A 13,996-nucleotide genomic window follows, 5' to 3' on the forward strand; every position below is an offset into this window, starting at 1 on the left:
TTGCGCGACGGCGCAACTGAGCACGATTCGCGTTCCTTCATGGTTTCGCCCGAAGCGCTACAGTGCGCGCGTTCACACGCAGCAGGAGCAGCTCATGAAGGGCGACGCCAAAGTCATCGAATTCCTCAACAAGGTCCTCTACAACGAGCTGACCGCGATCAACCAGTACTTCCTGCACGCCAAGATGCTGAAGAACTGGGGCCTGAAGGAACTGGCCGACCACGAGTACAAGGAATCGATCGAAGAGATGAAGCATGCCGACATGCTGTCCGATCGCATCCTGTTCCTCGAAGGCCTGCCGAACTTCCAGGCGCTGGGCAAGCTGCGCATCGGTGAGAACCCGACCGAGATCCTGCAATGCGATCTGGCGCTGGAGCGCGACGGTGTGGTCACCCTGCGTGATGCGGTGTCGTATGCCGACTCCGTGGGCGACTACGTGAGCCGCCAGCTGTTCGTGAAGATCCTGGATTCCGAAGAGGAGCACATCGACTGGCTGGAAACCCAGCTGGATCTGATCGAGCGCATCAGCGAGCCGAACTACCTGCTCACCAAGCTGGACGACTGAGTCAGCCCTGCAGCGGGGCGCGCAGGCCGTTCTGATAGCCGGCCAGCGCGATCCGCGCGCGGGCGAACTCGGCGATCAACAGCGCCACGGCCACGGCGGGGCGCTCCAGCGTGCCGGCGCGTGCGTCGTGTTCGATCCGACGTGCGGCCACCGACAGGGCGATGGCCCCGACATTGGCGCTGGCCGATTTCAGGCTGTGCGCGATGGCGCGCAGCTGGTCCAGGTCGGCGGCGACCGAGGCATCCTGCAACTGCTGGATCAGCGCGGGCGTGTCGTCCAGGAACACGCCGATGATCTGCGCGGTCTGCGCACCGATCACCTCCAGCAGTTCATCCAGCACGCTGTTGTCCAGCACCGGCAGCGGCTCGTCGCCGTTCTCGCCGACGCCGGCCGCGCCCAGGGCGGCCAAGCCTGCGGCGATGTCGGCCGGATCGGGCTCGCGCAGTGCCTGCACCGGCGTGTGTACCGCCGGCGCCTCGCCCTGCCAGCGCTGCAGACACGCCTGCAGCGAGGCGCGGTTGACCGGTTTGGACAGGTAATCGTCCATGCCGGCCTGCAGGCAGCGCTCGCGGTCGCCGGCCATGGCGTTGGCGGTCATCGCCACTACCGGCAGACGCGCGGCACCGTTCCCGGTTTCCCGCGCGCGCCAACGACGCGTGGCCTGGTAGCCATCCAGTACCGGCATCTGGCAATCCATCAGCACCAGGTCGAAGCGCTGGGTATCCAGGCGTTGCAATGCCTGCTCGCCATCGTTGGCGGTCACCACGCTGCACCCCAGCACCTGCAACAAGCGTTGGGCGACGGCCAGGTTGACGCTGTTGTCTTCCACCAGCAGCACGCGCAGGCCCAGCTGTGGCGACGGCTCGCGACCTGCATCGGCCTCGACATCAGCCAGCAGCGGCGCGGGGCGCGCGGGCGCGCTGGCGGGACGCAGCAGCGCATGCAGCTCGCTGTCGGCGGCGTCGCGTGGCAACGCCAGCGCATCGCCGAGCAGCACCGGTGCCAGCGCGTCCTTGCCCTGCAGCCACAGCAGTTTGGGGATGGGATCGCGTGCGTCGCGCAGGACCGCCCGGTGCAACGCGATGGCGCCGTGGCGCAGCGCGTCGGTGTCGGCGATCACCCAGGTCAACGCCGGTTCGATGCCGGGGCGCTGCGGCGCGCGCAGGATGTCCAGTGCGGTCGAGGCGCTGTCCACGACGTGCAGGCGCACGTCGTGGTGCTCCAGCACGCGTTCCAGGCGCGCGGCCAACGGTGCATCGGTGCTGACCAGCAGGGCGCGGGTGGTGCCGATGCCGCTGCCGAGCGTGGGCAGGTCGCCGATCACTTTCAACAGCGGAATCTCGAACCAGAACGTGGCGCCCTGGCCTGGCGTGGAGGTGACGCCGATGCGTCCGTGCATCAGGTCGATGATGCGTTTGCAGATCGCCAGCCCCAGCCCGGTACCGCCGTAGATGCGCGTGGTGGACGCATCGGCCTGGCTGAAGGACTGGAACAGGCGCGACTGCAGGGCCGCGTCGATGCCGATGCCGGTGTCGATGACCTCGAAGCGCAACTGATGCTGCGCGCTGGTTTCGCCCTGGCGCTGCACGCGCACGCGGATCTGGCCGCGCTCGGTGAACTTGATCGCGTTGACGAGCAGGTTGCCCAGCACCTGGCGCAGCCGCACCGGATCGCCCCGCACCGACAGCCGCACCGCCGGGTCCAGTTCCAGCGACAGCATCAGCGCCTTGGGATCGGCGGTGCGCTGCATCAGCTGGACCAGGCCTTCGAGCAGTTCGCGCAGGTTGAAGGTGGTGATCTCCAGGTCCAGGCCCTTGGCCTCCAGACGGGAGTAATCGAGGATGTCATCGACGATGCGCAGCAGCTGCTGCGAGCTGACCGTGGCGGTCTGCAGCATCTGGCGCTGGTCGTTGCCGAGCTGGCCGCCTGCGATCAGGTCCAGCATTGGCAGGATGCCGTTGAGCGGGGTGCGGATTTCGTGGCTCATGGTGGCGAGGAACTCGCCCTTGGCCAGCGCGGCGGCTTCGGCCGCCTGCTTGGCGCGCAGCAGTTCCTGCTCCAGTACATCCTGCTGCTGCACCGCGTGCTGCAGCTGGTCGCGCTCGCGGGCCAGCGCATCGCCGCGCCGCTGCAGCTGTTGCAGCCGCTGCTGGGTGTCGCGCCAGTGCTGCACGCAGGTCAGGCTGGCGATCATCGCCAGCACGGCAGCGGCGGCGGCGATGAGCGGCCACGGCCCGCGGCTGCCGAGGGCGGCCAGGATCGCGGCCGTGCCTGCAACGGCGGCGGCCATCGCTGCCAGCCAGAGTGCGCGTGGAACCCGTCCGTGGGTCGTCATGCTCACAACACCGCGTTGTGGAAGTCGAAGTTCAGTTCACTGCCCGCCGACTGCACCATGTTGCCCTGGATGAAGTCGACCCCGCCCATCCACATCGCGGCGGCAGCCTGCGGATCTTCAATCTGCTGGCCAATGATCTGCAGCCCGGCGCGGTGCGCGTTTTCGATCGCCGCGCGCAGCTCGTCGCGGGTGTGCTGGTTGGCATGGGCGCTGGAGAAGCGGGCTGCCATGCGCACATACGTGAGTGGAAGCTGGGTCAGTAGCGCGTTGGCGTCGCTGCCCGGCTCGAACTGGCTCAGGCAGAAGCGCACGCCCACCGCGCTCATGCGCGCGCAGAACTGCTGCAGGGTGACGGTGTGGATCAGCGCGTCGGGCAGGCGTACGTCGATGACCACCGCGCTGCCGGGGATCTGGCGACGTTCCAGCGATTCCAGCAGCCAGTCGGCGAAGGCGTCGCGCGCCAGCGTGCGCAGCGACTGCGACACGAACAGATGCAACGGCTGGGTGGCGTGGCGGTAGAGATCGAGCAGCCCGAGGGCGTGATCGAGGACCTGCTGGTCCAGGTCGGCGATGCGCCCGGCCGCTTCGGCGGCGGGAATCACCTGGCCGGCAGTGAGCACGCTGCCATCGGCCTGGCGCAGCCGCAGCAGCACCTGGTACTGCGCGGTGTCGCCACCGGCCACGGCCACGATCGGCTGGTAGGCCAGTTCGAGCTGGCCTTCCAGCAGGGCCAGGTGTTCCTGTGCGGCGACATCCTCGCGGCGCACGTGCGCGGCCACGCCGGCGCTGAGCAGCCGGGCCTGCAGCGTGGTGCGCTCGACCGCTTCCAGCGCGGTGCCGGCATCGCTGAAGCCCAGCGACAGCTGCGCATGCCCGACCACCCCGCGCAGGTGCACCGATTCGTCATCGCGGATCACGAACGCGCGCGCGGACAGCTGCTCGCGCAGGTGCTGGGCCATCTTGTCCAGGCTTTCCTCGTCGACGCCACGCGCCAGCACCAGGAAGCTGTTGTCGTTCAAGCGCGCCAGCAGGTGCGGCTGCGCTGCATCGGCCAGGCGCTGCGCGGCCTGCACCATCAGCCGCTCGAACGCGGCATAGCCGTAGCGTTCGCGCAGGCCCAGCGCACTGGCCACTTCGATGAAGAACAGCCCGCCGTGATCGCGGTGCGCCAGCGACGCGGCCAACTGCTGCATCACGTGGTGACGGGTGGGCAGGCCGGTCTCGGGATTGTTCATCGCCGGGGCGCCGTGCGCGCCGGGCTGCGAGGCGGCCTGCGCACGGGCGCGGCGAATCCGGTTGGACACGGCGGCGATCAGGTGGCGCGGACGGATCGGCTTGCTGAGGAAATCGTCGGCGCCGCTGTCGAGCACTTCGAACTGGCGCTCCGGATCCGGGTCCCCGCTGAGGAACACGATCGGCAGCAGCTGCTGACCCGGTTGCTGGCGGATCAGCGCGGTCAGGCGCATGCCGTCCAGGCCGGGCAGGTGCAGGTCCATCAGGATCAGGTCGGGGCGGTTCTCGGCGATCGCCTGCTGCACGCCTTCGGCATCGCTGTGCACGATGGCTTCCATCCCGGCGCCGTGAAGCACGCTCTGCGCGAACAGGGCCTGCGAGCGGTCGTCTTCAACGATCAGTACCCGATACGGTGCATCCAGGGCCAGCGGCGTGGCGCCGTCGTCCGGTTGGGACGTTTCCAGAGCGGGCAGGGGCGGCATCGGCGGCGGCATCGGTGCAACGGCAATGGCAGCGGTGAGCGGCACCACGTTGCTCGGCGCCGCGACGGGCGCGGGCGTCCCGACCCAGCGCTGCCAATGGTCGGCCGGCGGGGTTTCAGCGCGCGTGGCGCGGGCGGATGCAACAACGTTTTCGGTGACGGCCATCAGTACTCCCAGTCTGCGGCGCAATTATGCCGTGCGTGCTCCGGTTTACGGTGGCAGCACGTCGCGGTTCGTCAGTACATCCGGCGCTGGGCTGGCCTGCCCGAGCAGCCAGCGCATGCCTTTCCACAAGGTGCGCCAGACCAGCCACACCACCAGCGCGCCGGCCAGGCTGCAGCCGATCACCACGATCAGGGCCAGCCACGGATGCGCCAGTGCCAGCGCCAGCCCGCCGACCACCACCGTGTCCTCGGCGGCCGAGGCCATCCAGTTGCTGGCCGGTTCGGGCGAGGTATTGAGCAGGGCGCGGGTGCCGGACTTCAATCCATGGCTGGCCAGTGCCACCCCGGCGCCGGCGACCAGCGCGGTGCCGCTGAGCTCGCCGCTGGGCGACAACGTGGCCGCGGCCAGGAAGGCGCCAGCCGGGACCCGTGCCAGGGTCTGGACCAGGTCCCAGACCGAATCCACCCCGGGGATCTTGTCGGCGAAGAACTCGGCGATGGCCAGCACCGCCGAGGTGCCCAGCACCCACCAGGATTGGGTGGCCTGCAGCGCCGGCGGCAGATCGACCCAGCCGAGCAGCCCGGCCAGGCCCACGCCGAATACGGTCAGGTACGCGCGGATGCCGGCCAGCCAGGCCAGCAGGATGCCGATGACGAACAGATGGGCTTCGGTCATGGGATGCGCTCCGCCTGCAAAGTGTGCACAGGCCCACACTATCGGGGATGACGTCGATGAACGCCACCGCCGGCCACGCCCCGGGGCGCGTGAAATGGGCCGACCCTGACTTACACTAACCAGTCGATCGTTCCGACAGAGGCCGTGCCGGTATCGCCTTGGGCGCTGCCGCGGACATCCGCCATGAGCAACCCCACACCGTCCCGTATCCAGATCCGCCGGCCCGGCAACGCGCCCGCGCCCGATCGCCGTCGCCTGGCCATCCTGGCCGGGGTGTGGCTGGTCACCTTGATCGTGGCGGTGCTGGTCGGCCGCTGGACCGCCGGCCCCGGCGGCGACGTGGGCAAGCAGCTGGACGCCGCACAGGCGCACGCGGACGCGCTCAACAAGCAGGTGGTGGAACTGCAGCAGCGCCAGGCCACGCTGCAGGCCTCCGACCGCATCAGCCGCGCGGCCAACAATGAAGTGCAGACCTCGCTGGGCGAGCGCGATGAAGAGATCGCCGGGCTGCGCGCGGACGTGGCCTTCTACGAGCGTCTGGTCGGGGCGACCAGCCAGCGCAAGGGCCTGAACACCCATTCGGTCGAGTTTGCCCCGGAAACCGGCGGCACCTGGCAGTACGCGGTGGTGCTCACCCAGAACCTGAACCGTGGCGCGATCAGCCAGGGCCAGATGCGTTTCACCGTAGAAGGCGTCAAAGGCGGCAAGCTGACCTCGGTCAGCTGGGACGAGCTGCACCAGCGCACCAAGGTACCGGGCCAGGACTATTCCTTCCGGTACTTCCAGCAGCTCACCGGCAGCATCATCCTGCCGAAAGACTTCACCCCGCAACGTGTGCGGGTCACGCTGGGATCGGGCGCGGGGGGCGCCACCCAGGTTTTTGATTGGAAGCAGGCCGGCGCACCGGCTGCACCATCGGCAAAAGAAGGGGAGTAAGCCCATGTTTGGCAGCAATAAATCCAACCGCGACGGACATCTGGTCGTGGACGCGCTGATCGGCGCGCAGGTGGTGATCCGCGGTGATGTGGAATTCAGTGGGGGCCTGTACGTGGAAGGCACCATCCTGGGCAAGGTGATCGCCGCCGACGGCGCAGCCAATGCCACCCTGACGCTGGCCGAGCAGGGCAGCATCGAGGGTGAGATCCGTGCCCAGGTGGTGGTCATCAGCGGCCGCCTGGACGGGGATGTGCACGCCAGCGAGAAGGTCGAGCTGACCCCGACCGCGCGGGTGACCGGCAACATCCACTATCAGGTGGTGGAAATGAACGCCGGGGCCCAGCTGACCGGTCGCCTGATCCACGGCAACGCCCAGATGGCCCTGCCGCCGCCGGCCGATGAAAACGCCGACAAGGGCAAGGACAGCAGCGCCCGCAAGAAGCTTGCCGACGCGATGGCCTGAACGGGCAATCGCTTGAAAGCGTGCTCATGCGCCCCCATGCTGGGGACATGAGCACGCTTGTTTCCCTGCCCGGCGCCCCCGCGCCCGCGCCGAACTACCAGTCGCTGGACCGTCCCCTGAACTTCACCGAGGCCGCTGCGGCCAAAGTGAAGGAACTGATCCAGGACGAGGCCAGTACCTCGCTTGCCCTGCGCGTCTATATCCAGGGCGGTGGCTGCTCGGGCTTCCAGTACGGCTTCGAGTTCGATGAGAACCGTGCCGAGGACGACCTGGCCGTGGACACCAACGGAGTCACTCTGCTGGTCGATCCGCTGAGCCTGCAGTACCTCATGGGCGCCGAGGTCGATTACACCGAGAGCCTGACCGGCGCGCAGTTCGTGATCCGCAATCCGAACGCCAAGACCACCTGCGGCTGCGGCAGCAGTTTCAGCATGTGATCGGGCGGCACCGGCGACCCGACGGGTGGGCCGGTGCTTGCCACTGTCGTCGAAGTTGGGCAGGCTTTGCGTATGTCGAGATTTTCTTCGCCGCTGTCCGGTTTCGCCTTCACCACCGAACCCCTCGAACGTGCCGATACGCTGCGTGATGACGCCGACGCGTTGGCACGCCTGTGGCCCGATGCGCATGTGCTGGTCATGGACCAGGACGGCCGCGCGCTGGCCGGGGACGATGGCCAGCCCCTGCCGCTGACCGGCGCGCAGGTGGGCGGGGGGCCGGGGACCGCGATCTTCCTGGGCCTGCGCGCCGAACGCGCCTGGTTCTCGCTGGAAGCATCCGCCCTGGATGTCACCGCCCCGCAACGGGTGGACCTTCGTGAATCGGCCACGACGTGGTCGGCCGCCGATGCCAGTGCGTTCTGCTACGCACGCGGCATGTCCTACTGGCACTCGCGCACGCGCTTCTGCGGCGTCTGCGGCGGTGCGGTCACCTTCTCGCGCGGCGGCTTCGTCGGCCGGTGCGCGCAATGCGGCACCGAGCATTACCCACGGGTGGACCCGGCGGTGATCGTGGCGGTGGAAAACAACGGGCGCCTGCTGCTCGGGCGCCAGGCCAACTGGGCGCCGCGCCGCTACTCGGTGCTGGCCGGGTTCGTCGAACCGGGCGAGTCGCTGGAACAGACCGTGGTGCGTGAAGTCTTCGAAGAGAGCAAGGTGCGCGTACGCGAATGCCGCTACCTGGGCACCCAGCCGTGGCCGTTCCCCGGCGCACTGATGCTGGGCTTTGCCGCCACCGCCGAGGACGACGTGCCGACGGTGAACGGTGAACTGGAAGATGCCCGCTGGTTCACCGCCGAGGAAGTGGGCGCGGCGCTGGCCCGGGATGTCGAAGACGACGGACAGGGCATCCGCCTGTCGCCACCGATTTCGATCTCGCGCAGCCTGATCGAACACTGGTACCGCCAGCAGGTGGGCTGATCGCGAGCCGGCGTTGCCGCTGGCTGAACACGTGACGGCGTACATTACCAACGGCCCCGGGGAATTGCCGGGCCGCAGGGCATAGTAGCGGCCAGAAACCGCGCCGGAGGCTTACATGTTCACCACCCTCGTCGCCGTGCTGGTCGCCTTGGCCCTCGGCCATGTCGCGCCTGTCGCGGCGGTGGCGCTGCGCCGCTTCGGACTGTACCGGCGCTGGCTGCAATGGCTGGACGTGCACGCGGCACCCTCGGGCTTCTGGCGTGGCCGCCAGGGCTGGATCGTGGCGCTGCTGCCGTGGGTGCTGCTGCTCCTGCTGGTGCAGTGGGCGCTGCACGGCCGCCTGTTCGGCCTGCCCTCGCTGCTGCTGGGCGTGGCCACGCTGGTGATCTGCTGGGGCCCGCGCGATCTGGACCGTGATGTCGAGGCGGTGATCGATGCCGATGATGCCCCGACCCGACACGTGGCGATCGCGCAGCTGCAATCGGCCGGTGGCAGCCTGCACGAGGACGTGCCGTCCTTGGTCGAGGCGACGGTGCTCAATGCGCTGCGGCGCTGGTTCGCGGTGCTGTTCTGGTTTCTGTTGCTGGGGCCGGTGGGTGCGTTGGCGTATCGGCTGCTGGCGTTGCTGGCGGTGGGCCCGATGCGTTCGCTGGCGACAGTGGACTGCATGGCCGGGGCGCGCATCGTACTGGGCTGGCTGGAATGGCCGGTGGCGCAGCTGATGTCGCTGTCGATGGCGTTGGTGGGCAATTTCGATACGGCCTACAAGGCGTGGCGACAGGCGCACGGCAACCAGTGGGCGGGCTCGACGGTGTTTCTGGGTGCGGTGGCGCGTGCCAGCGTGAGCGCGGAGCTGCGCGAAGACGCGCACGATTACAGCGATGCGGGCATGGTGCCGGTGTGGCGCCGCCTGCCGGAACTGCGCGATGCGATGAGCCTGGTGTGGCGGATGCTGTTGCTGTGGATGGCCGCGCTGGCGCTGCTGGTGATTGCCGGCTGGGTGACCTGAGCGGTCGTCACGACGCTGGGGCGATCAGCCCGGTGCGAGCCAGGTAAACGGAACCCACGGCAGGTTGCGCGCGATCCAGTACAGCGGCAACAGGGTCAGCCAGAAGGCAGGCTTCATCAACAGGGATATCAACGGCTGCATCCAGTGCGGACGCCAGCCGAGTGCCCAGCCCAGCACCAGCGGTGCGATGGCCAGCATCACCATCGCCAGGGGATTCATCGACAGCGCGGTGAGCACATCGCCGTGGACCAGCGCGTGCAGCGCCCGCGTCAGTCCGCAGCCGATGCAGTAATAACCGGTGACGGCAAAGAAGCTGCACGGCGGGAACGGGCTGTTGGCGGCGTTGGGATCGAAATGGCGCAAGGCCCAGATCCCCGCCCCGGTGGCGATCGCCACCGGGGGGAGCGCGGCCAGCAACCAGCGCTTGCCGTGCAGCAGCGTCATCAGTGGCTGCTTTCCATCTGCTGCTGGAACTGCTGGATCTGCTCCATGTAGCCGTCGACGCCGACGAAGGCCAGCCAGATGACCGAGAACAGCGTGGAAGCGATCAGGATGCCGGTGGTGACCCAGGCCCAGATCTTGGCGTTCTTGGATGCCTGGCGCGCAGCGACCAGGTCGCCCTGGTTGAGCAACGTGTTGACCTTGTTGGCGAACACGATGGCCACGATGCCGGTAGCGATCGCCGGGAAGCTCAGGCACGACACGCAGCACATGAAGAAGGCCAGCACGGTGACGACGATCGACCAGATCAGGTAGTTCGGAACGGTACCGGAGGCTGGCGGCAGCGGGGCAGTGGCATTCATTGGGCAAACTCCATGTTCTTGGGGTGGGGTGCATGGCGCGGATCGGCCGCACTGGGCGGTAATCTAACCGATATGGGAACCCGTGCTGTTTCAGCCGGCGCGCCTGCTCAACCGGGCGCGAGCCAGGAGAATGGCGCCCACGGCAGGTTTCTGAGCACGGCATAGCCCACCAGCAGGACCAGCCAGAACACTGGGCTGGCCAGCACGCGCATCACCGGGTTGAGCCAACGCATGCGCACCCCGGCGCCGTGCAGCAGCATCAACAGCAAGAATGGCAGGGCAGTCACCAGCAGGGGATTCATTGCCAGGGCGCCGTGCCAGTCCAGGTGGACCAGCGAGTAGAGGCAGCGGGTGCTGCCGCAGCCCGGGCAATACAGGCCCGTCAATGCATACAGGGGACAGCCCGGCAGAGCACTGTGCTGCGCGTACGGATTGACGTTGCGCAGGAGGATCACCGCGCCCACGGCGAGGCCCGCGACGGCGGCGGTCGGGGTCCAACGGACGAGGGTGGCGCGCGATTGCGGGGTCATGACAGTGGAACGGCCTGGCGGCGGAACCGGTGGGAGTTCCGCCGCCAGGCCGTCCGGGCACGCATCAGTAGCTGCTGTTGCTCAGCGCGCCAATGCCGCCCATCGCCATCACCAGCACGAAATACAGCACCAGACCGACGACGCCAGCAATGGCCGACCACATCGCCCACTTCTTCGCCTTGTCCGAAGAGTCGCGCGCGCCGGCGATGTCACCGGCGGCGATCTTGCCGTTGACCTGGGCGGCGTACACGATGGAGACGATGCCGCCGGGCAGGCAGCAGAACAGGGTAGCCAGGATGGCCCAGACCAGGTGGTTCGGAATCTGCGGAGCAGTGGCGTTCATTTGGAAAACTCCATTTTTTAGGGTGGGTTTGACTCGGTTGGAGCGTGGTGAACGGCACACATGCGACGGCGACATCATGGTTTTGTGCAGTCAATGCCTCAGTGGCATCGACCGCTGCCCGCGCTGGCCTACGCGGATGTGCTTTCCCGGGCGCTAATCTACCCGATGGGCCGCTGGATGTATGCGTTTACATCCCTACCGCACAGTGTCTCAGCCGTTTTCCCCGCGGAGTTGGCGGACCTGCTGTTCCAGCGCCTCGGCGGTGGCGGTCCGACCGGGTACGGCCGGCGCGGCAGCCACCTCGATATGGGCGCGGAAGCGGCGCGGGACGCGCATGCGGCCCAGGCGGGTGTCGCGACGGCTCCACATGCTGGCCCACATCCCGCGCAGCGCCATCGGCACCACCGGCACCGGGCGCCGTTCGAGGATCTTTTCGACGCCGGATTTGAACGCGGCCATGTCGCCGTCGCGGGTGAGCGCGCCTTCGGGGAAGATGCAGACCAGTTCGCCCTCGGCCAGCGCCTTGTCCACTTCATCGAAGGCGGCCTGCATCAGCGCCGGGTCCTCGCGCGCGCCGGCAATGGGAATCGCCTTGGCCGTGCGGAAGATCCAGCGCATCACCGGGATGTTGAAGATCTTGTAGTACATGACAAAGCGCACCGGGCGCGGGATCGTCGCCGACAGGATCAGCGCGTCCATGTAGCTGACGTGGTTGCAGACGATCAACGCAGCGCCCTCGTCGGGCACGTTGTTCTCGATCCCGTGCAGGCGCAATCGGTACAGGCCGCGCACCATCACCCAGCTGAGGAAACGCATCAGGAATTCGGGGACGATGGTGAAGATGTAGATCGCCACCACCGCATTGGCTATGGCCAGCGCCAGGAACAGCTGCGGGATTGTCCAGCCGAGCAGGCGCTGGGTGATCAGGCCGAGCATGGCGGCCAATACGATGAAGCCGGAGTTCTGGATGTTGAGCGCGGCGAACACGCGCGACATTTCCGACTTCGGCGTGCGGCTCTGGATCAGCGCGAACAGCGGCACCACGAAGAAACCGGTGAACAGGCCGATGCCGATCAGGTCGATGATGATGCGCACGCTGCCGGCATGCTGCACGAACTGCAGGATCGACATGCCGGCGGCCGCCGACTCACCGGCACGGGCGAAGTACAGGTCGAGCATGAAGGCGGTCATGCCGAAGGCGCCCAGCGGCACCAGCCCGATTTCGACGGTACGCCCGGAGAGCTTTTCGCACAGCAGCGAGCCGGTGCCGGTGCCGACCGAGAACAGGGCCAGGGCAAAGATATACAGCGTGGAGCCGCCGCCCAGATTGACCTCGGCGTAGGTGGGCAGCTGCGAGGTCAACATGGTGCCGACGAACCAGAACCAGGACACGCCGAGGATCGCGTTGCTGACCGCCTTCTGCTTCTTGGCCATGCGCAGCACGGCCAGTGATTCGGGCAGCGGGTTCCAATTGATCTTCAGGTCCGGGGCGCCGGCATCGACCTTGGGGATCATCCGCGCGGTGAGGTTGCCAGCCACGGCCAGGGCAATTACCGCCGTGGCGGCCACGATCGGGCCGTGACTGCCGGCCAGCTGGAAGATCAGGCCGCCGGCGATCATGCCGGTCAGGATCGACAGCGAGGTGCCCATCTCGACCAGGCCGTTACCGCCGGTGAGTTCCTCAGGCTTGAGGATCGAGGGCAGCACCGAGTACTTCACCGGCCCGAACAAGGTGGACTGCATGCCGGTGCAGAACAGCGCCACCAGCAGGACCGGCATGCTTTCGGTGAGGAAGCCGACCGCGGCCAACGACATGATCACGATCTCCATGGTGGTGGTGATCACGATCAGGCGCGACTTCTCCAGCTTCTCTGCGATCTGCCCGGCCAGGGCCGAGAACAGGAAGTAGGGCAGGATGAAGATCGCCGGGGCCAGGTTGGTGTACAGCGAGCGTTCTTCGATCGGCGTGCCGAGGAAGAACAGCAGGCCGATGATCGCCTGCCGGTAGATGTTGTCGTTGAACGCACCCAGCGACTGGACGATGAAGAACGGCAGGAAACGACGCTGTTTAAGCAGGGCGAACTGGCTGTGGCCGGACATGGAAACTCCTTGCGAACCGGCGCAGCCTAGCACTGTCGCCGTTCGCGCAGGATGGCAGCGGCGCCGCCCGCGCGTTGCCCTGCCGGCTCAGAGGATGTCGTCGACCACGCCGCCGTCCACCCGCAGCGCCGCGCCGGAGGTAGCCGAGGCCTGTGCCGAGGCCAGGTAGACCACCATGTTGGCCACCTCCTCGACGCTGGCCGCGCGCTGGATTACCGAGCTGGGGCGGTGGGCCATGACGAAGTCGCGGCCGAGGTCTTCCAGCGATTTGCCGGTGCGTGCGCGCTCGTCTTCCATCATCGCGGCGAAGCCATCGGACAGGGTCGGGCCGGGCAGTACCGCATTGACGGTGACGCCGCTGCCGGCCACGCGCTTGGCCAGCCCGCGCGACAGCCCGAGCAGGGCGGTCTTGGTGACGCCGTAATGGATCATGTCGGCGGGAATGTTGCGGGCCGATTCGGAGGACAGGAACAGCACCCGACCCCAGCCGCGCTCGACCATGGCCGGCAGCAGGGCGCGCGACAGGCGTACCCCGGACATCACGTTGGTCTGCCAGTACTTTTCCCAGGTGGCGTCATCGGTCTCGAAGAAGTCCTGTGGGCCGAAGATGCCGGCGTTGTTGACCAGGATGTCGATCGGCGGCAGCGCGGCCAGCAGGGCGTCCACGCCGGCCGCGTCGGACAGATCGGCGACCGCGCCCACCAGGCGGGCGTCGGGCAGGGCCTGGCGCAGGGCGGCCAGGGCCTTGTCGACCGAGGCCTGGCTGCGGCCGTTGACCACCACCTGTGCACCAGCGGCCGCCAACCCGTGGGCGATGCCGTGACCGATGCCGGCGGTGGAGGCGGTGACCAAGGCGGTCTTGCCGGAGAGATCCAGTTGCATGTGCGTGTCCTTGAGCGGGGAAGGCACCTGGAGTCTGCACGGGCGGCGGTAGCGGCAACG

At 67.8% G+C, this 13,996-nt stretch carries 15 protein-coding genes; 6 read left to right on the forward strand and 9 right to left on the reverse strand.

Annotation, left to right across the window (positions count from 1 at the left end; all coding sequences use genetic code 11):
• Nucleotides 1-94: 94 nt before the first annotated feature.
• Entirely contained in the window at nt 95-565 is a 471-nt protein-coding gene (bfr, locus tag AC1DR7_RS10170) for a bacterioferritin (RefSeq protein WP_038685798.1), read from the forward strand.
• A 1-nt stretch (nt 566) separates the two neighbouring features.
• Here the strand turns inward: bfr and AC1DR7_RS10175 are convergent, their stop codons facing one another.
• From AC1DR7_RS10175 to AC1DR7_RS10185, 3 genes are read right to left on the reverse strand one after another with little or no spacing between them, the layout of a single operon-like run.
• Entirely contained in the window at nt 567-2,864 is a 2,298-nt protein-coding gene (locus AC1DR7_RS10175; RefSeq protein WP_457318375.1) for a hybrid sensor histidine kinase/response regulator, read from the reverse strand.
• Nucleotides 2,865-2,902: 38 nt separating this feature from the next.
• Nucleotides 2,903-4,804, reverse strand: coding sequence for an EAL domain-containing protein (locus tag AC1DR7_RS10180; protein ID WP_457318374.1), 1,902 nt, complete (start codon nt 4,802-4,804; stop codon nt 2,903-2,905).
• A gap of 21 nt (nt 4,805-4,825) precedes the next feature.
• Entirely contained in the window at nt 4,826-5,455 is a 630-nt protein-coding gene (locus AC1DR7_RS10185; RefSeq protein ID WP_457318373.1) for a DUF4126 domain-containing protein, read from the reverse strand.
• Between the two features lie 183 nt (nt 5,456-5,638).
• Between AC1DR7_RS10185 and AC1DR7_RS10190 the strand changes: the two genes are divergently transcribed.
• The 5 genes from AC1DR7_RS10190 to ampE all read left to right on the forward strand — a co-directional run bounded on the left by AC1DR7_RS10190 (nt 5,639) and on the right by ampE (nt 9,278).
• Entirely contained in the window at nt 5,639-6,391 is a 753-nt protein-coding gene (locus tag AC1DR7_RS10190; RefSeq protein WP_256776571.1) for a DUF6776 family protein, read from the forward strand.
• A 4-nt stretch (nt 6,392-6,395) separates the two neighbouring features.
• Nucleotides 6,396-6,854, forward strand: a complete 459-nt coding sequence (locus AC1DR7_RS10195) for a bactofilin family protein (protein WP_256776572.1) — start codon at nt 6,396-6,398, stop codon at nt 6,852-6,854.
• A gap of 47 nt (nt 6,855-6,901) precedes the next feature.
• A complete protein-coding gene (erpA, locus tag AC1DR7_RS10200) occupies nt 6,902-7,291 on the forward strand; it encodes an iron-sulfur cluster insertion protein ErpA (RefSeq protein WP_256776573.1) in 390 nt (129 codons plus the stop codon).
• A 66-nt stretch (nt 7,292-7,357) separates the two neighbouring features.
• Nucleotides 7,358-8,269, forward strand: coding sequence for an NAD(+) diphosphatase (nudC, locus tag AC1DR7_RS10205; protein ID WP_457318372.1), 912 nt, complete (start codon nt 7,358-7,360; stop codon nt 8,267-8,269).
• Nucleotides 8,270-8,384: 115 nt separating this feature from the next.
• On the forward strand, nt 8,385-9,278 hold the full coding sequence (ampE, locus tag AC1DR7_RS10210) for a regulatory signaling modulator protein AmpE (RefSeq protein ID WP_457318371.1): 894 nt from the start codon (nt 8,385-8,387) through the stop codon (nt 9,276-9,278).
• Nucleotides 9,279-9,302: 24 nt separating this feature from the next.
• On the opposite strand, the gene AC1DR7_RS10215 is transcribed toward ampE, so the two are convergent.
• The 6 genes from AC1DR7_RS10215 to AC1DR7_RS10240 form a co-directional block, all read right to left on the reverse strand.
• Entirely contained in the window at nt 9,303-9,722 is a 420-nt protein-coding gene (locus tag AC1DR7_RS10215) for a DUF2752 domain-containing protein (RefSeq protein ID WP_457318370.1), read from the reverse strand.
• Complete coding sequence (locus tag AC1DR7_RS10220) at nt 9,722-10,081, reverse strand: CD225/dispanin family protein (RefSeq protein ID WP_457318369.1); 360 nt, start codon at nt 10,079-10,081, stop codon at nt 9,722-9,724. The genes AC1DR7_RS10215 and AC1DR7_RS10220 overlap by 1 nt, the downstream gene beginning before the upstream one ends.
• Before the next feature lie 107 nt (nt 10,082-10,188).
• Complete coding sequence (locus tag AC1DR7_RS10225) at nt 10,189-10,611, reverse strand: DUF2752 domain-containing protein (protein WP_457318368.1); 423 nt, start codon at nt 10,609-10,611, stop codon at nt 10,189-10,191.
• 64 nt (nt 10,612-10,675) lie between these two features.
• The gene (locus AC1DR7_RS10230; RefSeq protein WP_457318367.1) at nt 10,676-10,954 is read right to left on the reverse strand and encodes a CD225/dispanin family protein; all 279 of its coding nucleotides are present in this window, start codon (nt 10,952-10,954) and stop codon (nt 10,676-10,678) included.
• 210 nt (nt 10,955-11,164) lie between these two features.
• On the reverse strand, nt 11,165-13,054 hold the full coding sequence (locus AC1DR7_RS10235; protein ID WP_478051202.1) for an MFS transporter: 1,890 nt from the start codon (nt 13,052-13,054) through the stop codon (nt 11,165-11,167).
• Nucleotides 13,055-13,141: 87 nt separating this feature from the next.
• The gene (locus tag AC1DR7_RS10240; protein WP_457318365.1) at nt 13,142-13,936 is read right to left on the reverse strand and encodes an SDR family NAD(P)-dependent oxidoreductase; all 795 of its coding nucleotides are present in this window, start codon (nt 13,934-13,936) and stop codon (nt 13,142-13,144) included.
• Nucleotides 13,937-13,996 lie beyond the last annotated feature (60 nt).

This window comes from Stenotrophomonas sp. P5_A9 (genome assembly GCF_056400525.1).